The sequence below is a fragment of the Nitrobacter sp. genome (genome assembly GCF_047149785.1).
Taxonomy (GTDB): domain Bacteria; phylum Pseudomonadota; class Alphaproteobacteria; order Rhizobiales; family Xanthobacteraceae; genus Nitrobacter.
Map to the genome: position 1 here is coordinate 150616 of NZ_BAAGBE010000001.1, position 21695 is coordinate 172310.

Annotated in this window: 20 protein-coding genes; 15 read left to right on the forward strand and 5 right to left on the reverse strand. The window is 61.5% G+C overall.

Annotation, left to right across the window (positions count from 1 at the left end; translation table 11 throughout):
* Positions 1-195 precede the first annotated feature (195 nt).
* Positions 196-1716 (reverse strand): glucosamine inositolphosphorylceramide transferase family protein, encoded by a 1521-nt coding sequence (locus tag ACMDCM_RS00650; protein ID WP_412771754.1) that lies wholly within the window; start codon positions 1714-1716, stop codon positions 196-198.
* Positions 1717-2283: 567 nt separating this feature from the next.
* Here ACMDCM_RS00650 and ACMDCM_RS00655 point away from each other — a divergent pair.
* Positions 2284-3192: a GNAT family N-acetyltransferase gene (locus ACMDCM_RS00655; protein WP_412771755.1), complete on the forward strand. Its 909-nt coding sequence runs from the start codon at positions 2284-2286 to the stop codon at positions 3190-3192.
* Here the strand turns inward: ACMDCM_RS00655 and ACMDCM_RS00660 are convergent.
* Positions 3189-4418, reverse strand: coding sequence for an FAD-dependent oxidoreductase (locus ACMDCM_RS00660; RefSeq protein ID WP_412771756.1), 1230 nt, complete (start codon positions 4416-4418; stop codon positions 3189-3191). The genes ACMDCM_RS00655 and ACMDCM_RS00660 overlap by 4 nt on opposite strands.
* Positions 4419-4651: 233 nt before the next feature.
* Here ACMDCM_RS00660 and ACMDCM_RS00665 point away from each other — a divergent pair, with 233 nt between their 5' ends.
* The 7 genes from ACMDCM_RS00665 (at position 4652) to ACMDCM_RS00695 (ending at position 12781) form a co-directional block, all read left to right on the forward strand.
* Positions 4652-5830, forward strand: a complete 1179-nt coding sequence (locus ACMDCM_RS00665; RefSeq protein ID WP_412771757.1) for a glycoside hydrolase 5 family protein — start codon at positions 4652-4654, stop codon at positions 5828-5830.
* Positions 5827-6831, forward strand: coding sequence for a glycosyltransferase family 2 protein (locus ACMDCM_RS00670; RefSeq protein ID WP_412771758.1), 1005 nt, complete (start codon positions 5827-5829; stop codon positions 6829-6831). The genes ACMDCM_RS00665 and ACMDCM_RS00670 overlap by 4 nt, the downstream gene beginning before the upstream one ends.
* Before the next feature lie 271 nt (positions 6832-7102).
* The gene (gene galE / locus ACMDCM_RS00675) at positions 7103-8155 is read left to right on the forward strand and encodes a UDP-glucose 4-epimerase GalE (protein ID WP_412771759.1); all 1053 of its coding nucleotides are present in this window, start codon (positions 7103-7105) and stop codon (positions 8153-8155) included.
* Between the two features lie 546 nt (positions 8156-8701).
* Entirely contained in the window at positions 8702-9514 is an 813-nt protein-coding gene (locus tag ACMDCM_RS00680; RefSeq protein WP_412771760.1) for an amino acid kinase family protein, read from the forward strand.
* A gap of 11 nt (positions 9515-9525) precedes the next feature.
* Positions 9526-10359 (forward strand): amino acid kinase family protein, encoded by an 834-nt coding sequence (locus ACMDCM_RS00685; protein WP_412771761.1) that lies wholly within the window; start codon positions 9526-9528, stop codon positions 10357-10359.
* A 390-nt stretch (positions 10360-10749) separates the two neighbouring features.
* The gene (locus ACMDCM_RS00690) at positions 10750-11541 is read left to right on the forward strand and encodes a TOBE domain-containing protein (RefSeq protein WP_412771762.1); all 792 of its coding nucleotides are present in this window, start codon (positions 10750-10752) and stop codon (positions 11539-11541) included.
* A gap of 442 nt (positions 11542-11983) precedes the next feature.
* Positions 11984-12781, forward strand: a complete 798-nt coding sequence (locus tag ACMDCM_RS00695; RefSeq protein WP_412771763.1) for a universal stress protein — start codon at positions 11984-11986, stop codon at positions 12779-12781.
* A 132-nt stretch (positions 12782-12913) separates the two neighbouring features.
* On the opposite strand, the gene ACMDCM_RS00700 is transcribed toward ACMDCM_RS00695, so the two are convergent.
* On the reverse strand, positions 12914-13495 hold the full coding sequence (locus ACMDCM_RS00700) for a hypothetical protein (RefSeq protein ID WP_412771764.1): 582 nt from the start codon (positions 13493-13495) through the stop codon (positions 12914-12916).
* A 268-nt stretch (positions 13496-13763) separates the two neighbouring features.
* Complete coding sequence (locus ACMDCM_RS00705; RefSeq protein WP_412771765.1) at positions 13764-14039, reverse strand: metal-sensitive transcriptional regulator; 276 nt, start codon at positions 14037-14039, stop codon at positions 13764-13766.
* Between the two features lie 57 nt (positions 14040-14096).
* On the opposite strand from ACMDCM_RS00705, the gene ACMDCM_RS00710 reads away from it, so the two are divergent.
* On the forward strand, positions 14097-16583 hold the full coding sequence (locus tag ACMDCM_RS00710; protein WP_412771766.1) for a heavy metal translocating P-type ATPase: 2487 nt from the start codon (positions 14097-14099) through the stop codon (positions 16581-16583).
* A gap of 25 nt (positions 16584-16608) precedes the next feature.
* Here ACMDCM_RS00710 and ACMDCM_RS00715 read toward each other — a convergent pair whose 3' ends face one another.
* Entirely contained in the window at positions 16609-17046 is a 438-nt protein-coding gene (locus tag ACMDCM_RS00715; RefSeq protein ID WP_412771767.1) for a DUF2147 domain-containing protein, read from the reverse strand.
* Positions 17047-17506: 460 nt separating this feature from the next.
* On the opposite strand from ACMDCM_RS00715, the gene ACMDCM_RS00720 reads away from it, so the two are divergent.
* The 6 genes from ACMDCM_RS00720 (at position 17507) to ACMDCM_RS00745 (ending at position 21578) form a co-directional block, all read left to right on the forward strand.
* A complete protein-coding gene (locus tag ACMDCM_RS00720; protein WP_412771768.1) occupies positions 17507-18112 on the forward strand; it encodes a superoxide dismutase in 606 nt (201 codons plus the stop codon).
* Positions 18113-18297: 185 nt separating this feature from the next.
* The gene (gene crcB, locus ACMDCM_RS00725; RefSeq protein ID WP_412771769.1) at positions 18298-18672 is read left to right on the forward strand and encodes a fluoride efflux transporter CrcB; all 375 of its coding nucleotides are present in this window, start codon (positions 18298-18300) and stop codon (positions 18670-18672) included.
* Between the two features lie 160 nt (positions 18673-18832).
* Positions 18833-19021, forward strand: a complete 189-nt coding sequence (locus ACMDCM_RS00730; protein WP_412771770.1) for a hypothetical protein — start codon at positions 18833-18835, stop codon at positions 19019-19021.
* Between the two features lies 1 nt (position 19022).
* Positions 19023-19775: a metal ABC transporter ATP-binding protein gene (locus ACMDCM_RS00735; RefSeq protein WP_412771771.1), complete on the forward strand. Its 753-nt coding sequence runs from the start codon at positions 19023-19025 to the stop codon at positions 19773-19775.
* Between the two features lie 7 nt (positions 19776-19782).
* On the forward strand, positions 19783-20652 hold the full coding sequence (locus ACMDCM_RS00740) for a metal ABC transporter permease (RefSeq protein WP_412771772.1): 870 nt from the start codon (positions 19783-19785) through the stop codon (positions 20650-20652).
* 11 nt (positions 20653-20663) lie between these two features.
* Positions 20664-21578 (forward strand): metal ABC transporter substrate-binding protein, encoded by a 915-nt coding sequence (locus tag ACMDCM_RS00745; protein ID WP_412774621.1) that lies wholly within the window; start codon positions 20664-20666, stop codon positions 21576-21578.
* Positions 21579-21695 lie beyond the last annotated feature (117 nt).

A 21695-nucleotide genomic window follows, 5' to 3' on the forward strand; every position in this document is an offset into this window, starting at 1 on the left:
AGCCGAACCACGGGCGCATTCTGGCCAGAGCCGTAAGGAAATGCTCTCGATTAACAACTTGCGCGTATTACAAAACCGGTGTCCACGTTTGCAGAAGACGCGCTAGATCGCGATGATTTGGATCGAATCGATCCAAAGTCATGAACGTGATCGATTCCAATATTTTGAGAAGCGGGATGCGGGTGGAAAACCGCTCTAGGACCGTGTCGCCAGCCCAATGCCGAGTCCCGCCGGGAGCGCAGGTTCATCAACGGTCGCCGGGCTTCGCGTGTCTGATCCCAGCGGGACGTAAGAAACCGTGGCTTCCTGCAATCCGCCAACCTGACCGAAGATGTCGATGGTCTCGCAACCTGCGTGACGGTTATACGTGTGGCATCCGAATGATCCGGCTTCGATGCGACCAACCGGAACCTGGATGAAGTCGGAGAAGCTGATCGCGTCGATTCGGCAAAGTGTCACCGCCCCTCCATAGCCGCGAGAGCAGTCCTGAGCCGGGCGGAGGTAATGCCCATTCCGCTCGATCACGGCGCCGGCGGGGCGGCTGAACCTGGCGTCGATCAAAGCAGGCCCTGCGCCGTGACGGGTCCAGGATGCAGTCAGGCTGTCGGCATGGTAGAGATCAAGCATGTCCCAAGATGACGACGTCCACAGTCTGGGCGAGACGAAAAACCAGAAGCCGTCCTGATCGCGTAGCGGAGTGACGTCGTAACCTTCGATCTTCTCCATCAGACAGGCTTCGCGCGTCCACCGATACGGAAACTCGACGGCGCGATAGAGGGCGACATGACGGGCGGCTCCCGATTCGGGGATCATCCAGATCTGCCCCTCATGCGCGAACACGAACGGATAGGAGAGATGGTGCGACTCTTCCAATACGATACGGGGAGCGCTTGCTGCGCCGTTTCGGTCCAATGCAACCACCGCGATGCATCCGCGACTTTTCGAGTAAAGATACTGTTCGACGAATATGAAGTCTTGCCCGTTGTGTCGGAATGGAAAAGGGTCGGCGAGATAGCCGGAGGAGCCTCCGGAAAGAACTTGGAAGGGGGCTTCGCGCTTGTCGAAGAGGCTCGCCGTTTCATCGAAACGCCAACCGATCGCCCAGCACTTGCCACCCCGGATTATCTTGTCGAGAAGTCGTCCCGACTTCGCGGCGAAGCTGCTGGTTGCGAACCCAAGAGCCGACATTGGGCCGGATGAGCGTTTCGTCGATTTCGCGCGCGGAACGCCGTCGAAGTCCAATGATCCGTTTTCGTGGTGCAATGCCTTCAGAATCAGCGCGGTCGCGCAGGAAAGCGAAGCGTCGAGGCTTGCCGAGAACACCTCGCGATCTTGGCTGGCGGGGCGGGCCGTCCAGGGATTCGAGGGACGTGCCGTGTCGTGCAACTCGACGAGGAGATCCTGATCGTTCGCCAGCGCCGCCATGATTCCGATCTCGCTGGGCACTCCATTGAAGAAAGGCCTCAATATGCGTGGCGCTTCCGGAGAGGTTTCCTCTCCACTCAAATCGATGACGACGTCGGCCTGGCCAGCCTGCTGTAGCGGCAAGGACAGCAATGCAGATTCCATGCGATCCATGGCACCAAGTCCGCGAAAGCCATAGATCAAACGTTCGAGTTCGAACAGCAGCCGGCTGCCCGGCGGAAGCGGATAGCTAAGCGGGGCAAACGACCGCGATATCTGGCTGTCGGGCACTTCTGCGAGCGCGTGAGCCAACCACAAATGCCAGCGCAAGAGTCGGGATGGATCAAAATGCAGACAAATGCGCATGAGCGGTTGTTACCTTCCCCCGACGGATTCGCGTCTCCGGCCGTTGCCTCGTTGAAGTCCCGGATGAATCGTTGCGTTGCTCCGGTGACGGATAATTTACTGAAATGGTCCCGACGATATCAATTCTGTTAATATTGCAGCAGCCGTATCGAACCCACCATTACTCTAAAGAGAGAGGCTTGATTAAAACGGGGTCCGGACGGGGTAACTCATTTGTACTGTTGCATTCGGCGTCTGCCGTAGTCTGTTGACTCAATGAATATGAGTTGGCAGCGGCCGAAAGGCCGGTTGATCTCGGTAAGCATTTGTTCGCCGGGGCCTGATCTTATCGAACCGTGGAACGATCTCGCAGCACGCCTGGAAAGCAATGCATTCATGCATCCGGCGGCGTTACTCGCGGCGAAGGATACAGGTTTCGCGACGATTCATGTTTTTCTGGCATGGGACGAGGAAACCACGCCGCGACGCTGCGTCGGATTCTGGGCGTTGAGGGAACGGCACGATGTGCCGTTGATGCCGGCATTTCTGGAAGCGCTTCCCTACGACTACGCGTTTTCTTCGAACGCCGTGGTCGATTGTGATTGCGTCGACGACGTCGTGGCCGCCTTTTTCGATGCGATCAGGCGGGATGCGCGCCTGCCGAAGGTCGTAAGCTTGTCATGCTTCGAAGCTGATCCGATCGTCTACCCCGCGGTGCTCCGGCATTTATCGAGCACGGGGAAATATCGCGAGTTGTCTCGCGTCGAACGGCCGTTTGCAGATTGGTCGCTCGGACCTCGAAAAAAATCGACTTCGACTCGAAAGAAGCTGCGTCAGCTCTCATCGGTAGGAATTGTCGAGATTGTCAACGAGCGGACGCCGGACAGCACGCAGGCCGCGTTCGAGACGTTTCTGGAACTGGAGGCGGCGAGTTGGAAGGGGGAGGAGGGAACGGCGTTGCTGTGCGATGCGGGCGATGCCGCGTTCGCCCGTCGACTGATTGAGAATCTCGCGGCATTCGGTCTGGCTTCGGTCGCGCTGTTGTGCGTCGACGGCGAAGCGATTGCCGCTCAGGTCCTGTTTTACAGCGGCCAGCGGGCTTATACGTGGAAAACCGCGTTCAATGCCTCCTTCGCGCGATTTTCCCCGGGAGTCTTGTTGGCCGACAAGGCGATTCGAAACTTGGTTGAATCAGGTCAGATTGCAACAATCGATTCCTGCTCATTTCCCGGCGGATTCATGGCGCAGTTGCTCACCAGCCGAAGAATTCTGGTCGATGCGCTGATCGATGCTCGTCCGTGCAACTCATTGGCTTTCGCGGTGGAAGTGGCGCAGCACCAGGGCTACCGACTGTTTCGTCACGCGCGAAGGAGGGGGACTCGTGCAATCAAGCGATGGACGCGTCCGGGAGCGGAAATCTTCGCCCGCCATTCACAAGCCTAGGCTCGGTCCGCAAGATCACGAAAGCGCTGCGACCATCCTTCGGACGCGACGCGATCCGCGAGGGCGATCATGCCGAGCCGGCGAGCCGCGCCGATCGCTGCGCGGACGATGAATCGCAGGTTGCGCTTCAGCTTCCAGCTGAAACTGTCGTCGATCGACAGCGACCGCAATTGATAGGCAAATGATTCGGAGGCAGTGTCATAGCTGCGCTTGAGCGGATCGTCGTAGAACTGGGCGATCTTGCCCGCGGTCATGCCGGGACTTGCGAGCCAGTTCGGAATGTGAATGTTGCAAAGCCGCTCGACGTCGTTGAACAGCTTGCGTGTGCCTGACCCGGCGGCCGGACAGGACGTTGCGAATGCGTCCCCGACCAGGACGATGCCGGCCTGTCGATAACCTTTGCTGACATAAAGGTCGGCCGGCCGGATCTTGATCGGTCCGATAATCTCGATGTCTCCCGTGAGCCGCCGCAGTTTGGGCATCAGTGCGAACAGACTTCGCTCGGGGTCGTGGCGCACGTCCCGCAACCAGGGATCGTCCATGTTCCGATAGACCATCAGGTTCCCCCGCATCGATGCTCGAATGGGAAACAGCGTGAGATATGCCATCCGGTCGGTGGTGCGCTCGGGATAGTAGGTCAGGGCAGAGAAATCGAAAGCGCCATGACGCGGTTTGATGTCGAAGGCGAGGGTGATCGAATGACAGGGGCTGATAACGACCCGCTCGATGCCGATCTGATCCTTCAGGGCGACGCTCAATCCGTGAGCGAGCACGACCAGACGTGCGGAGATGCTGGCGCCATTCGACAGCAACACCTCCTGGCGATCGTCTCCCACCGTGATGCCGGTCGCCTTCGCAATAGTGAACGGCACGCTCGGGGGAATAGCGGCGCGCATCGCATTGACCAGGTCGTCGTAAAGGATGCCGTGCTGGCCACCCGGTTGCTTGTCGAGCAGGTATCCGGAGCGCGCGACCCAGGCCTTGCCGTCGCGGGTGTCGCCGTCGAACGTCGCTTTTGGCAAGATTGCATCGGCGAGGCCGGTCTTGCGCAAAATGGAGACCTGATCGTCGTCGAGTTTCTCGCAACGCAGGTCCGGTGGATAGACCTGATGAGGATCGATCAGCGCGGCGCGGATGCCCGCCCGCCCCAGCATGGCTGCGGCTGTCGAGCCGGCGAGGCCGCCGCCAATAATCACGACGTCGGTATCCGTGGTGGTGTCCGTCATGAGCAGGACCTGGGCCAGAGCCAATCAAGATTTCGAATGGCTGAACTCTGCTGATACTGGATCAGGCGCGGCCAGCCAATCACCCTGAAGAGGGTGGCGCCTGAAACCGGAAGGGGTAAGCCTTCCGTGCCGTTGCGCGCGGTCGTTGGAGGCGATCTCCTGCTCTGATGCAGAGACATTGGCAATGGGTGAAGAGATCGTCGCGCGGTTCTTGCCTTTTGCTGTTTGTGTTCATGTTCGCTTCGACTGCGGCAGCAAGTCGCCAGCCTGAAACCTCCTTCATCAAGACGTCCGGCACGATGTTTACCCTGGGTGGCCGGCCATTCTTTGTGACAGGCGTCAACAACCATTATCTCACTTTCGCATCGCCGAACGAAGTCACGCGCGTCCTGGACGACGCGGTGGCGATGGGCGCCAACGTCGTTCGCGTTATCCTCCAGCCGGTGATCGGCTCGCGGGACGGAAAGGTTCCCACGATTTGGGACTGGCGGAATCCGACCGCGGATGCGAGCAATCTCAACGTCGGCGGCACGATCCTGCTTTACTGGGATACAGAGAAGAACGCGATGGCGGTCAATGACGGCCCCAAAGGCATGCAGAAGGTCGACTTCCTCATCGCCGAAGCCGGAAAGCGCCATCTGAGACTCATCATCGCCTTTCTCGATTTCTGGGACTATACGGGCGGCGCCCAGCAGATGCGGGCCTGGTACGGAAGCACCGACAAGTCGACGTTCTTCTTCAGCGATCCGCGCACGAAGCGCGACTACAAAACCTGGGTCGCTCATGTCGTGCGGCGGGTCAATCCGCTCACGGGGCTTGCCTACCGCGACGATCCGACCATCATGGCCTGGGAACTGATGAACGAGGGCAATGCGCGGCCGGAATCCCTGAGGCTGGACTGGACCGCCGAGATGTCGGCTTACGTCAAGTCGCTCGACCCGAACCATCTGGTGAGTTCAGGGAACGCCAACGCTAAGGACGAGCCCAAAGTGGCCGACCTTACAATTCCCACCCTCGATTTCGGCACCTGGCACGGCTATCCGCTCTACTTCGGGCTCACCGTGAGCCAGTTCGGCAAGACGATCACCGATTACTGCCAGATCGCGGACCGTGTTCAGAAGCCTGTCCTTCTCGAGGAGTTCGGCTATGCGCGCTCCAACCGGGACTCCGCCGAAGCCTATGCGGGCTGGCTCGATACGCTCGTCCGCGACCCGGACTGCGCCGGCTGGCTCGTCTGGCGGCTGGTATCGCTGCAGGACCACGGCCACTATCCAGCGGACGAGCACGATCAGTTCGATGTTCACAACGATGCAAGCCCTATCTGGAATGTCCTTAAAGCCGCAACAGCTCGGGCGGCGAAGGTTCGCGGAACCGGTCCGATTCCAGCCAACAGCCTCCGGAAAACTCCATGATCGAAGCCTCCATCGTGATTTGCGCCCACACGCTCGAGCGCTGGGACGAACTTAACCGCGCGGTCGAATCCGTCCGCAACCAGACGCGCGCGCCACGGGAAATCATCGTGGTCGTGGATAATAATGAATCCTTGCGGGAACGCGCCGCGCGGGAGATCGAGGGCGTCACTGTCCTCGCAAACGCCAAGGAAGCCGGTCTGTCGGGCGGTCGCATGACCGGAGCGGAATGCGCGACGGCGCCGGTGATCTGCTTTCTTGATGACGATGCCGCAGCCGATCCGCGCTGGCTGGAGGAGCTGCTCGACGCTTACGAGGACCCGGCCGTGCTGGGCGCCGGCGGCCCGGTTGAGCCGCTCTGGCGCGCGCCGCCGCCCTCCTGGTTTCCTGACGAATTCCGCTGGGTCGTCGGTTGTACGTACGCCGGCATGCATGTGCGCGACGGGCGCATCCGCAACCCGATCGGCGCCAACATGTCGGTGCGCGCCGACGTGCTGCGCCACGCAGGCGGTTTCACGTCCGACCTCGGGCGCCGAAAGCTCGGCTTTTCGGTCAGCGGACGAGCCACGTTTGGCGGCAAGGCCGAAAGCTGCGAGGAGACGGAATTCTGTATCCGGGCCGCTCGCCTCCATCCCGGCGGCTATTTCGCGTATCGGACGGGAGCGCGCGTGCATCACGCCGTGCCGGTCCAGCGCATGACCTGGAGCTATTTCGTCCATCGTTGTCTGATCGAGGGCAACGCCAAGGCTGTCTTGGCTGGCCTTGCCGGATCAAGGGAGGGTCTCGGAGCGGAAGGGCGATACGTCCGCGAGGTGTTGCCGCGTGCCGTCATCAAGAATCTCACGGCGGCGATGCGCGGCCGGACCGGCGCCGCCCGGCAGGCCGGCGCGATCATCGCCGGGCTTGCCCTTACGGCCTTCGCCTACGCCAGAACACGCCTCGGCATCGCCGCCGAGGCTCGCTCCTCGCGTCCATTTTCGCGACGGGTGGGCGTCGGCCGTTGACGGCCCGACGGCTCGGTCGAGCCCGCGAATCATCGCTGTCTGTGATGCCGCCGTGTGATGCACGAACGCGTGACGCACGACTATGTATTTCTGATGGACCCGGCCGGGAAGTGATCCTGCCGGTTGCAGCATCCTACCTCCTCCTGACTACCTCAAGTGCCAAATCGACAAGCGACGGTAAACGGCGGTGTGATGATGCAAGTCATGCCTCGAAACCTGTGGCGCGATCCTTGCGACGGGAGATGCCAAGTTCTTCGACAGGAGATGCCAAGTGACGACATTGATCACTGGCGGCGCCGGGTTCATCGGCGGACATACGGTTCTGGCTTTCCTCGATCGGGGAGAAATTCCGGTTGTGCTGGACGATCTCTCGACCGGCCGCCGCGAGGCTGTGCCGTCGAACGTTCCTTTCGTTGTCGGCGACGTCGGAGATGCCGAGTTGGTATCGCGTCTTATACGACATTATAAGATTGACGCGATCGTGCATTTCGCCGCCAAGATCATCGTTCCGGAATCGGTCGCCGATCCGCTCAAGTATTATCTGAACAACACCGTCAAGACCCATACCTTGCTGCAAACTGCAGTGGAAGAAAACGTGAAGTATTTCGTTTTCTCTTCATCTGCGGCCATTTATGGCAACCCGATTTCCACCCCCGTGAGCGAGACAGCACTCCCGGCGCCGCTTTCGCCTTATGGAATGTCGAAGCTGATGTCGGAGCACATGCTGCGCGATACAAGCGCGGCATCCAGGCTGCGGCACGTGATCTTGCGCTATTTCAACGTCGCGGGCGCCGATCCGGCCGGGCGTCTTGGCCAGTCGACGCCCGGAGCGACGCATCTCATCAAAGTCGCGATTGAGACGGCGCTTCGCCGGCGTCCCTATATGAGCATCTATGGCAGCGACTACCCGACCCCGGACGGTACGTGCATACGAGACTATGTGCATGTTTCCGATCTGGCGCGTGCGCATCTCGTGGCCCTCGACCATCTGCGGAACGGCGGCGAGTCGCGGACGCTCAATTGCGGCTACGGACAAGGCTATTCAGTCAAAGAGGTTATCGAAGCGGTGAGGACGGTCACCGGAGCTGATTTTGAAGCGCGCCGCGCGCCGCGTCGGGCGGGAGATCCTGCCTCCGTCGTCGCAAACAGCGATCAACTCGTGAGCCTGGGATGGAAACCGGAATTGAATGATCTGCCGAAGATGATCGAGCATGCCTGCAACTGGGAGAAGGGGCTGGCATTCGTCGCGACGACCGGGCGCGGACGATCATCAAATGCAGCCAACGTCGAGAACCACGTCGGCCACGCTCCTGCAACTCCCTGATCTTCGTCTTCCGGATCCGTTGCTCTTGCGCCCATGATGTGCCGACAAGACCGGTCATGTCGCACCGCGGTATGTCCGACTCCTCGTGTGGGCGAGGGCCCCGTCTTTTCCCGGTCGTCCTTGTTGGCCGCTTTATTTACGAGCAATGATAATCAGCAAGATCGCGCGTGGGGTCGCCACGCTGTGACGAGAACTCTCGCAACGCCGGCGACCGGAGTCGTCTTCAGCGGTCAGTCGCAAATTGGCTGATGGCGGCCCATCCCCCTTGAAACAGACCGCATGCATGACGGCCGAAACACATTCCAAGGTCGATGCCGCTATCACGTTGTCGTACATAACGCTTTGAAAATAAAGGAGTTTATCTATTCTGGCGATTGACATGCATGTGGGGACGCCCCAATATTACCAGAGACGGGAGACTGATCCGTCGGGTCAATATGTCGGCTTGGAATTCCCTCTCGGGTCCTCAATAACGGCCGGGACCGCACGGCGTCCGTAAAGCCGATGGACTGACGAACGAACTCGATAACGAAAGGAAAGTCCCCAATGGCCAACACCACCGCGGAGCTAGAGGCGCTCCTTACGCAGCGTTCGCTGACCGACGCGCAGCTTCTGGCTGCGGCGGAGGCCGCGGCGGACTTCTCGATCCTGCCTGACGCCACGGTCCTCAAGATCGGCGGACAGAGCGTCATCGACCGCGGCCGCGCGGCGGTCTATCCGCTCGTGGACGAGATCGTCGCCGCCCGCAAGAACCACAAACTGCTGATCGGGACCGGCGCGGGAACCCGCGCTCGCCATCTTTACTCGGTCGCGGCCGGGCTCGGCTTGCCGGCGGGCGTGCTGTCGCAGCTCGGAGCTGCGGTCGCCAATCAGAACGCCGTCATGCTGGGGCAGCTTCTCGCGAAGTACGGAATATCGGCGGTCGACGGCGCCGGGCTTTCGGCTGTGCCGCTCTACCTCGCCGAGGTGAACGGCGTCGTCTTCAGCGGCATGCCGCCTTACGGCCTCTGGATGCGGCCTGCCGCCGAGGGCGTCATCCCTCCCTACCGGACCGACGCCGGATGCTTCCTTGTCGCCGAACAGTTCGGCTGCAAGGCGATGATCTTCGTGAAGGACGAGGACGGCCTCTACACGGCCAACCCGAAGACCTCGAAGGACGCCACCCTGATCCCGAAGATCTCCGTGGCCGAAATGAAGGCCAAGGGACTTCACGACTCGATCCTCGAATTCCGGATGCTCGACCTGCTCGAATCCGCGCGCCATGTCCGGCAGGTGCAGGTCGTGAACGGCCTCGTTCCCGGCAATCTGACCCGTGCGCTCGCCGGCGAGCACGTCGGCACTATCATCACCGCGAGCTAAGAGGGATCGTCATGGCCAACACAACCAACACCATCAAACACGTCGCCTCGCCGCTCGCGCGCCAGACCCTGCTCGACAGCGAACTCACCGATCCCGTCGCCGGCAAGCGGCCGATTAGGCTCCTGCCCTGGCTGCAGGTGGTGAAGATCGGCGGCCGCTCCATCATGGACCGCGGCCGGGACGCGATTCTCCCGATCGTGGACGAAATCCGGAAACTATTGCCCGAGCACCGTCTGCTGATCCTGACGGGCGCCGGCATCCGCGCCCGCCATGTCTACGGCGTTGGCCTCGATCTCGGCCTGCCGGTCGGGTCGCTCGCCCCGCTCGCCGCGACCGAGGCCGGACAGAACGGCCACATTCTGGCCTCGCTGCTCGCCCCCGAAAGCGTCTCCTATGTCGAGCACCCAACCATCGCCAACCAGTTGGCGATCCACCTTTCCGCGGCCCGCGCGGTCGTGGGAAGCGCTTTTCCTCCCTATCACCACCATGAATTCCCGGGCTCCCGGATTCCGCCCCACCGGGCGGACACCGGCGCGTTCCTGCTCGCTGACGCGCTCGGAGCGGCCGGTCTCACGATCGTCGAGGACGTCGATGGTGTGTATACCGCCGACCCTAACGGCTCCGACGGAAAGAAGGCGCAATTGCTTCGCGAAACGAGCGCCGCTGACCTTGCAAAGTTCAAGGGCACGCTGCCGGTCGACAAGGCGTTCGTCGAGGTCATCGCAACCGCGCGCCACATCGAGCACGTGCAGGTCGTGAATGGGCTCGTGCCGGGCCGGCTCACCGCCGCATTGCGCGGCGAGCACGTCGGCACCATCATTCACACAGGCGCGCACCAGGTCTGAGTTCGTTCCGCGTAGCGATCTGATGCCGCAGAACGGGTCGGAACAATCGTTCCGGCCCGTTTCCTGTTTGGATAAATTGTAGCGTTTTCAAGCGAAGTGGAATCCGGTTCGCGTGAAGAAAACGCGTCAAATCAAGAACCTGGAGTCTTTCACAGTTTACGTGAAACCGGGAAAAGCTCCGGGTTCGCCGATTTTGCCGCAAGCATTGACGGCCGGAGTTCCCTTCGGATGCCGGTGGCACCTTGCTTGCCGTTGAACGCCGCGCAGGCCAGCCGGCGTCCATGACTTTTCCGAAGCCTGATCGAACAACGAATCCCTGCTGCAAATCGACCTTTCGTTGCGCGGCAACGTGCGCTATCTATCACGGCTATATAACGCGAGCGAGCGTGGATGGCGATCGAAGCGCTTGTCACCTTGAAGAGCGAGAACCTTCCGGCCGTGGGTCGGGAGCGGCTGAAGCTGCTCGAGGCGGTCGCGCGCGAAGGCAGCATTTCGGCCGGCGCGCGGGCGATCGGCATTACCTACAAGGCGGCGTGGGACGGCCTCGATGCGATGGCCAATCTTTTCGGCAGGCCGTTGCTTGTCGGGCGCGCCGGCGGCCGCGCGGGCGGTGGCGCGACGCTGACGCCGACCGGTCATTCCGTCATCGAGGCTTTCAGAAGAATGGAAGCTGAGATGGCTCGCGTCTTGCGGACGATCGAGCCCGAACTCGCCGAAGCCGGCGTTTCTCCACTGGATCTTGTTTCGGGATTTCTGATGAAGACCAGCGCACGCAACGCGATCCGTGGCAGCATAACTAATATCGTGTCCGATACGCTGAGCGCCGAGGTCGAAATTTCGGTTTCGCCGGAAACGACGATCTATTCGCTTGTCACGCACGCCAGCATGGAAGATCTGGGACTCTGCCCGGGCCGATCGGTGACGCTACTGGTCAAGGCGCCGTTTGTAGCCATCGCCACAGGCAAGGCGGCGCCGAAGACGTCCGCACGCAATTGCATCAGCGGAATCGTAAGCCGATGCGAGACCTCCGCCGTAAGCGCCGAGGTCGTTCTCGATATCGGCGCCGGCAAGACGCTGGCATCGAGTATCACGGCGCAGAGCGCAAAATCGCTTCGCCTCTCTCCAGGAAAGCCGGCATTCGCTCTTTTCGATGCCGCGCACGTCATCATCGCCATCAACTGACACGAAGCCTTTCTAGAAAAATTATTTTTGCGCCGTCACGGAACGGCGCTGCTCATCGAGGCCAGCACCGTTTCCCGGTCCGAGAGACTTTCGCGCATCTTGCGACAGCCGGGCGCTATCGATGCGGTCGGCAGTAAAGCCGTTGCGCTTCTGCAAGATCAACACAACAGATCCCGACGCCTCCGCGGTGTTTTCCAGCAGGCGCTCCGACCCGTTTTAAGCAGGGCTCCGTTGTAGAATGGTTCTTGTCGGGACGGGGAGCAATCAAAACATCGAAAACTCATTCGGTGCCTTCATGCTGGGCGTTGCGAAGCCCGCTTTATCCGGTGCCGTGCCGCTCGATGCTCGCCGAATGAAACACGGCAAAGCCCGAAGTTGTCGCTTGCTTTGATGTGTCGATACCATATCTCATACTGTAGTGCCCAGGCTGGGAGCGAATTGTATGCTTAAAGATATTATTCTTCATCTGGAACACGACTCCTCTCGGGATATCGTTCGTGACTTTGCTGCTTCGATAGCTGAAACTTTCGCCGCGCATTTGACGGGAGTTGCATTCGCCTTCGCGGCAAACATTCCCGCAGATGCTCTTGGCGGTCTATTTGACGAAAGCGAAGCAGAGGCGCGGGGCGCGGTTGATCGCTTCGAGTTAGCCATGAAGCGCGACGATCTTTCGGCTGAATCGCGGCTTGTCCTTGGGACGCCCAGAACGTTTTCGGAGATGGCGCGGTGTTTCGATCTAAGCGTCATCATGCAATCGGACGATCGTAATGGCGTCGATAATAGCCTTCTGATCGAAGCCGCGCTATTTGACTCCGGTCGGCCGCTCATTATCGTTCCCAGCACCCAGAAGGATCGGTTGAAACTCGAACGGGTTGTGTGTTGTTGGGATGGAAGTCGCACCGCGGCGCGTGCCATCCATGATGCACTGCCGCTGCTGAAGAAAGCCAATGCCGTCGAGATATTTATTGTTGAAAATGAAAAGACCGCGAATGAGCACGTGCCGCGCGGGATCGAAATCAGCCGGCATCTCGCCCGACACGATATCAAGGTCGAGGTGAAAACGACGCTTGCTGCCGATTCCGATGTGGCGAACGCCATTCTGTCGCACGCTGCTGACGGCTCGACGAGCCTGCTTGTGATGGGCGGCTATGGACATTCCCGCCTCCGCGAATTCGTGTTTGGTGGAGCGACGCGCGGAATACTGTCGGCGATGACGATCCCTGTTTTCATGTCGCACTAGAACCTTTCGGCTTCTGATGGAATCAGAAGCGGGGCTCCGTGTTTTTGTTTTGACGCGTTTTCTTGACGCGAACCGGTAGCCACTTCGCTTGAAAACGCTCTAGCCGGCATCGGTCCAGAAAAGCCCCTCGGATCAATCTGGGGCGGGTTTCGTTCTATGCCAGTGCCACCAAAGCACGGCGCCGACCCCAAGCGACACGGATACAACCAGAACCACAATCAATGCGGAACTTTCAATCCACGCAATCGCCGGAATGCTCAGGGCCATGACGAATCCGAGAAGGCAGACCTGCCAAGAAGCGACATGGATGCCGGCGGTAAACGTACCAAGTGCAAGCACGGTGAAAATGGCAAGGCCGGTCACGTTGGCATTGAGGATCCTCTGCACGCTTGGTAGCAGCATCATGTTCATCACGAACAGAAATGCGCACCAATGCAGAACTTGCGTCCAGACCAACCGCCATCGCGCGTCTTTGTCGTCCGCGCTCTGCCATCCGGTGCCGACACAGACAATTCCAATCAGTACCGCCAGAACCTCCCAATAGAGGACGATCGGTTGTTTCAAGAAGCTCGTATAGGCGACGCCGAGGATGGTCAGCAGCAGAACGAGACTATAGGGCAGTTCTTTCATCCAAATGCTCGTCTGCCGCAACCCAACGGACATCATTCGTAGACCGGCCGGCGGCACCTGATGACTGCTCGCTTCTGCACGCATGTGTCCACTCCGTATCGAAGGTCATCGCCCGTTACGGTCAATTGAGGCCGGACAATATCCGCGCCTTTAGTGCCGGTGTCGCGTGTCCGGTCGGTCGTCCGCCCCTGTTAACGTCGGCATTCTCCGCGAGTTCCGGTCCCTGACGGTTGGGCTGAGGCTCTCAGAAATTTGTTTGAGGCGTCATATCATTTGTCGACGACGAAATTGAAAACTCATTCGCCGGACCGACGCGCGAATGTCCGGGGACGATTCAGACCGCGGGACGAAGCTATCGGTCCGACCGCTCGATGACGGCCATCAGTTCGGCGATCTTGCGGCGCTGATCGGCCTTGTTGCCGCTCGTGATCGCATGCTCGACGCAATGCGCCACATGATCCTTGAGCACTTCTTCCTCGACGCGCCGGAGCGCGGCGCGTACCGCCGAAATCTGCGTCACGATGTCGATGCAATAGCGGTCGTCATCGACCATTCGCGACAGGCCTCGCACCTGGCCTTCGATCCGGCTCAATCGTTTGCGGCAGGATGCCTTGAGGTTATCGCGCATACGCAGTATATACCCCTATAGGGTATTTGATGCAAGAGCCGAACGGGGAGAGTCCGGATGAACACAGCGGAACAGGCGGCGTCGAAGAAAGGCTGCGGCTGTGCGGATGAGACGCCGGCTGCACCGTCCGCCGGTGCATCGTCCGGATCGAGTTGCTGCGGCGGCGACGCCACGGCAGCCCACAGCCATGGTGCGCACGTACATCATGACGAGCAACACCAGCGTCACACCGTTGACGCGGATCAAGGAAAAGTCCTCGATCCCGTCTGCGGCATGAGCGTCGACCCGCAGACCAGCAAGCATCGCTTCGATCATCACGGCGCGACCTATCATTTCTGTTCCGCCGGCTGCCGGACCAAATTCGCCGCGTCGCCGCAGTCGTATCTCGACAAGTCCAAGGCGCCGCCGCCTCCCGCGAACCTGCCGAAAGGCACCATCTACACCTGTCCGATGCATCCGGACGTCCGCCAGGTCGGCCCCGGCGCCTGTCCGATCTGCGGCATGGCGCTGGAGCCCGAACTGGTGTCGCTGGATGATGCGCCCAATCCCGAACTTGCGGACATGTCGCGGCGTTTCTGGATCGGATTGATCCTCGCGCTGCCTGTGATCGTGCTGGACATGGGGGGACACATTGCGGGAGCGCATGGCTGGGTCGAACCGACGTTGTCGAACTGGATTCAGTTCGCCTTTGCGACGCCGGTGGTGGTCTGGGCCGGCTGGCCGTTCTTCGTGCGCGGCTGGCAGTCGCTGCTGACGCGCAACCTCAACATGTTCACGCTGATCGCGATGGGTACCGGCGTGGCCTATCTCTACAGCATTGCCGCCACCTTTGGGCCGGGACTGTTTCCGCCGGCCTTTCGCGGGCACGACGGCGCGGTCGCCGTCTATTTCGAGGCGGCGGCTGTCATCACGATCCTGGTGCTGCTCGGCCAGGTGCTCGAACTGCGCGCGCGCGAGGCGACATCGGGTGCGATCAAGGCGCTGCTCGATCTCGCGCCGAAGACCGCGCGCCGCGTCGACGAGTCGGGTGCGGACCACGACGTGGCGCTTGACGACATTGTCGTCGGCGACCGCCTCCGCGTGCGTCCCGGCGAGAAGGTGCCGGTGGATGGCGTCATCGCGGACGGCCGCCGTTCCTCGCTCGATGAGTCCATGGTGACCGGAGAATCGATGCCGGTCAGCAAGGAAGCCGGCGGCGAAGTGATCGCCGGCACCATCAACCGCTCGGGAAGTTTCGTGATGCGGGCCGAGAAGATCGGACATGACACGCTCCTGTCCCGGATCGTGCAGATGGTCGCGCAGGCGCAGCGGTCGCGTGCACCGATCCAGCGCCTGGCCGATCAGGTGGCCGGCTGGTTCGTGCCGGCCGTCATTGCCGCAGCCGTGGCGGCGTTCGCGGTCTGGGCTTTGGTCGGACCCGAACCGCGTCTCGCCTTCGGTCTGGTCGCCGGGGTGAGTGTGCTGATTATCGCGTGTCCCTGCGCGCTCGGCCTCGCGACGCCGATGTCGATCATGGTCGGTGTCGGGCGCGGCGCGCAGGCCGGCGTCCTGATCAGGAACGCCGAGGCGCTGGAGCGCATGGAGAAGGTCGACACGCTGGTGGTCGACAAGACCGGTACATTGACGGAAGGAAAACCCAGGCTCGTCGCCATCGAGGCCGCGGAAGGTTTTCACAAGGACGATCTGTTGCGGCTCGCCGCGAGCGTCGAACGATCCAGCGAACATCCTCTCGCGGACGCCATTATGGCCGCGGCGAAGCAACGCAATTTGGCGCTGAATGACTTGCAGGAGTTCGATGCGCCGGCCGGAAAGGGCGTGACCGGAAGGGTCGACGGCAGGACGGTACTGATCGGATCGGCCGCGTTTCTCGAATCCGCGCAGGTTGCCGTTGCCGCAATGACGCCCCGCGCCGAGCGGCTGCGCGCCGCGGGAGCGACCGTCGTCAACGTCGCAGTCGACGGCAAACTGGCCGGTCTGCTCGCGATCGCCGATCCAGTGAAGCCGTCAACGCCGGCGGCTCTCAAAGCGTTGGCCGACGACGGCATCAAGGTCGTCATGCTGACCGGCGACAATCGCACCACCGCCGATGCGGTCGCAAAGCAGCTTGGCATCGCCGAGGTCGAGGCGGATGTGCTGCCGGAGCAGAAGAGCGCCGTCGTCACCCGGCTTCAGAAGGAGGGACATGTCGTGGCGATGGCCGGAGACGGCACTAACGACGCTCCGGCGCTCGCTTCCGCCGATGTCGGCATCGCCATGGGCACCGGGACCGATATCGCCATGGAAAGCGCCGGCGTGACGCTGCTCAGGGGTGATCTCGGCGGCATCCTTCGCGCCCGTCGTCTCTCCGAGGCGACCATGCGCAACATCCGGCAAAACCTGACCTTCGCCTTCGTCTACAACGCCGCCGGCATCCCGATTGCGGCCGGCGTTCTTTATCCGGTCTTCGGCCTGCTGCTGTCCCCGATCGTGGCGGCGGCGGCGATGGCGCTGTCGTCGGTGAGCGTCGTCGGCAACGCGCTCCGGCTGCGCGCGACAGGGCTCTGAAGGCGGTGCCAGTCGATTCCGTTCTTCAGCGGTGGGAGCGCGTCCAGACTTCGCCGCCGCATAACCCGCCGACGCAGCCTTCCACGCGCAATGTGCCGGGCCCGGCGACAGAGATGTTACTGGCGTAGCTGTTGCCGTCGTCAGCGTTGTAGATCGTGCCCGACCATTTGTTGGGGCCGCTTTGCGACATGCCCTGGAACAGCGGCAGCCCGACCATCGGTCGCCGGGCCAGCGCCGGATTGCGGTTCTTGTCGTCGACGGCCGGCCGTCCGGTGGCGGGATCGATCGGGTTGCGCAGCCAGATCACCACGCCGCAAATTCCACCGCGGCATCGGCTGACACGAACCTTGGCGTCACCGGCTTGTGTCAACCAGACCCCGGTGGGGTCGGGCGCTGTCTGCGCATCGGCGACGGATAAGGCGGCGGCAAGGATTGCAACCGCAAAACCGGATCGCACGAGCATGACAACCTCCAGAGCCATCCGGTGTGCATAACAAAAAAACCGAGGCGTGCAACGCCCTATGGTTGGCGAAGCCATGTTCGCGACAGGATGTCTCAGCGATGGCGATATCGTATTTTCGAGCGAAGCGGCTACCGGTTCGTGAAGAAAACGCATCAAAATAAAATCATGGGCCTCGCTTCCGAATCCATCGGATTTCGAAAGGTTCTACCGGCGCGGCGGACATCGCCCGCGGCCGTGTGGCGTGGGGGCAACGGCAGTGTCGGGCGGGAGCAGATGTCGGCAGCCAGCCGCGCATCCCGTGAATACGCAGTCTGCAAGACTGGATACTCGGCGTTGACCGCCCTTATATTATGGTATGTAACGGCTATCGTAGTATCTACGGCGATGGAACCCTCATCGGAGTGGTCCCGTTACGCCCGCTAGCTCTCATCAATTCTTCCACCAATTCGGACAACAACCCATGACCTTCACGCTTCCGAACCTGCCTTATTCCTACGATGCGCTTGCGCCCCATATGTCCAAGGAAACCTTGGAATATCATCACGATAAACACCATCAGGCCTACGTGACCAACGGCAATAACGCGATCAAGGGGACCGAATTCGAGGGCAAATCGCTCGAGGATATCGTGAGGAATTCATACGGCAAGAGCGCGGCCGTGGGCGTCTTTAACAACGCCGGTCAGCACTACAATCACCTGCATTTCTGGCAGTGGATGAAGCCGAACGGCGGCGGCGGCAAGCTGCCCGGCCGCCTGGAGAAGAAGATCGCAGAGGATCTTGGCGGTCTGGAGAAATTCAAGGCCGCTTTCGCCGCGGCCGGCGCCGGACAGTTCGGCTCGGGCTGGGCCTGGCTGCAGGTGAAGAACGGCAAGCTCGAAGTCACCAAGACGCCGAACGGCGAAAATCCGCTGATTCACGGCGCGACCCCGATCCTCGGCTGCGATGTCTGGGAGCATTCCTATTACATCGACTACCGCAATCGCCGTCCCGATTACTTGAAGGCGTTCCTGGATCATTTGGTGAACTGGGAATATGTCGACGAGCTTTTGGGCAAGGCCACCTGAGGACACCTCCGTCGTAGTTGTGAGAATTCAAAAGGCGGCACGATGGTGCCGCCTTTTTTCATCGGCCCTTAAGCGCCTGATGGGGCGGCCGCCTTGCCGCGTCGAAGAATTTTCGGCAAGACACAACACACAAGACAATGATGACCGATTAGCGGGCGCGAGACTTTCAACGACAGGGACAAACGATGAACTATCTTCTGGTTTTTGTCGGCGGCGGTCTCGGCGCGACTTTTCGGCACGGAGTCAATTTATTGTGCGCCCGGGTTTTCGGGACGCATTTTCCGTTCGGCACGTTTCTCATCAATATTTCCGGTTCGATCGTGATGGGTTTGATCGCAGGCTATCTTGCGTTCAAGGGCAGCGCCGCGCAGCCGTGGCGGTTGTTCGTGATGACGGGGGTTCTCGGCGGCTACACTACTTTCTCGACATTCTCGCTCGATTCCGCGCTGCTGTATGAACGTGGCGAGATCGGCCTTGCTGCCCTCTATATGGTCGGCTCGGTCATGCTGGCGATCGCAGGGCTGTTTGCCGGCCTCGCGCTTGTTCGCCATCTGGCGTGAGGCCGGGGGCCCCACCGGACGCGGCTTGCGTCCCTGAGCTCCTTATGGACGTCCGGGAGCCCTTCTGCGCTGGACACCTGTGATGTTATAATATAACGATTACATCTGGATATTGGCGGTCTGACTCCTTGTCCCATTCCGGGATCGGAAAGCGTATCAAGTGCTCCATTCTCATGATCGCGACCATGGTCATGCCCACGACCATGGGCACACCCACGGTCCGTCCACGCCGCATCCGGCCCAGGCGGTGCCGTGGTCGATCCTGCGGATGGCGTTGATGATGCGGCTCGGCGCCGCGCTTGCGGTCAGCGCCGGGCTTTGGACCGCCGTGCTGCTGGCGATGAGGTGAGATGGCGGTACAACTGCAGTTCCGCGACGTCACCCTCGGCTATGACCGGCATCCGGCCGTTCATCACCTGAGCGGCGAAGTCGCGTCCGGCGCGCTGCTGGCGGTGATCGGTCCGAACGGCGCGGGCAAGTCGACGTTGTTTCGCGGCATCGTCGGCATCCTGAAGCCGTTGGCCGGGTCGATCTTGCGCGCCCAGCGCGACCTCCGCGACATCGCCTATCTGCCGCAGAGCGCCGAGATCGACCGCAGCTTTCCGATTTCGGTGTTCGATTTTACCGGCACCGGGCTGTGGCGCGTCACCGGCGCGTTCGGCGCATTGGGCCGGTCCGGGCGCAGCAAGATCGTGGAGGCGTTGGCGGCGGTCGGCCTCAACGGGTTCGAAAACCGTCCCATCGGCACGCTGTCGGGTGGGCAGATGCAGCGGATGCTGTTCGCGCGGGTGCTGTTGCAGGATGCGGCCGTGATCGTGCTGGACGAGCCCTTCAACGCGATCGACGCCAAGACGTCGGCCGACCTGCTCGCTCTGGTGCGGCGGCATGAAGAAAAGCGTACGGTGCTCGCGGCATTACACGACATGGATCTGGTGCGCGCGAATTTTCCGCAGACGCTGCTGCTCGCGCGCGGCGAGGTGGCGTGGGGCCCGACGGCGCAGGTGCTGACATCGGACAATCTCGCGCGCGCCCGGCAGATGTGCGAAGCCTTCGACGACGGCGCAGCCGCTTGCGCGGCGCACCTGCCGCCCCGCGCGGCCTGAGGCATTCATGGCCTACGACTGGCTGGTCGCTCCTTTCGCCGATTTCGAATTCATGCGCCGTGCGCTGGCGGCGTCGATCGCGCTCGCGCTCGGCGCCGCGCCGATCGGCGTATTCCTGATGCTGCGGCGGATGAGTCTCGTCGGCGATGCGATGGCGCATGCGATCCTGCCGGGCGCGGCCATCGGCTTCCTGCTGTCGGGCCTCAATCTGTTTGCGATGACAGCCGGTGGGTTGATCGCGGGATTCGCGGTGGCGATTCTGGCCGGCGTGGTGTCGCGCGTCACTGAATTGAAAGAGGATGCTTCGCTCGCGACCTTCTATCTTGCCTCGCTTGCGCTCGGCGTCACCATCGTGTCGGTCAAGGGCACCAACATCGATCTGCTGCATGTGCTGTTCGGCAATATCCTTGCGATGGACAATCAGACGCTGATCGTGATCGCGATCAACGCCACCGTGACGCTTGTGGTTCTCGCCGTGATCTATCGCCCGCTGGTGATCGAATGCGTCGATCCGCTGTTTCTGCGCACCGTGAGCCGCGCGGGCGCGCCGGCGCATCTGGCGTTTCTCGCGCTCGTCGTCGTCAATCTGGTCAACGGCTTCCACGCGCTGGGCACGCTGCTGGCGGTCGGGCTGATGGTGTTGCCGGCCGCCATTGCGCGGTTCTGGGTGCGCGACATCACCGGCATGATGATGGTCGCCGTCGTCAGCGCGATGCTGTCGGGGTACGCGGGACTGGTGCTGTCGTTCCACAGCAAGGTGCCATCGGGGCCCGCGGTCATTCTGGTCGCCACGGCGCTGTATGTGGTGTCGGTGCTGTTCGGCAGCGTCGGGGGAATGTTGCGGCAACTGTTTCCCGCGCCACATCTCGAAGCCTGAAGGTCGCCGTGATGCGGTTTCGCCGCTTCCTTTTCTGTGGACTGATCGTGTTCGTGCTGAACGGGCTTGCGCCGGCCCGCGCCGCGGATCGGATAGCCGTGGTCGCAAGCTTCTCCATCCTCGGTGATTTCGCCAAGGAAGTCGCAGGCGCGCGCGCCGATGTCACGACGCTGGTCGGGCCTAACGGCGACGTGCATATGTTTACCCCGACGCCGGCAGACGCTAGGAAGGTCGCAGCCGCGAAAGTTGTGATCGTGAACGGTCTCGGCCTTGAAGGCTGGTTGCCGCGGCTGGTGCAGGCGTCCGGCGGCCATGCGGCGATCGTGGTTGCCTCCGGCGGCGTCCGTTTGCACAGGGCCGATGGCGGGGATAGCCACGGCGCGCACCACGGCGAAGGGTCGCCGGATCCACATGCATGGCAATCGGTCGCCAACGCCAGGATCTACGTCGCCAATATTCGCGACGGCCTGATCGTGGCCGATCCCGCGGGTGAGGCGGTCTATCGGGCCAACGCCGCTGCCTACCTTTCAAAACTGGACGCGCTGGAGCGCGAGGTTCGCGATGCGGTGGAGCGGATTCCGCCTGAGCGGCGCAAGGTGATCTCGACCCATACTGCGTTCGGCTATTTCGAGGCGGCCTACGGTGTCGCTTTCATCGCCCCGCAGGGCGTCTCGACCGACAGCGAGCCGAGCGCGCGCGACATCGCCATGACGGTCAAGCAGATCAGAAATGCGAAGATCCCGGCCATTTTCCTGGAGAATCTCAGCGACGAACGGCTGATCCGCCAGATTGCGGCTGAATCCGGGGCGCGGGTCGGGGGGACTTTGTATTCCGACAGCTTGAGCGACGAAAAGGGCGACGCCCCCACTTACATTGCCATGGTCAGGCATAATATAAAGGCACTGACGAGCGCGCTGGCGGAATAATCGAGTGGTGCCTTCCTTGCCGTCCCTACCGGGAAGTCAGGGCTGTTCGCTGCTATCTGTGCGCGCCATTGAACCCCAACCTCTCCCGCAAGGGGAGGGGAGCAGCCGCGAGTTGAA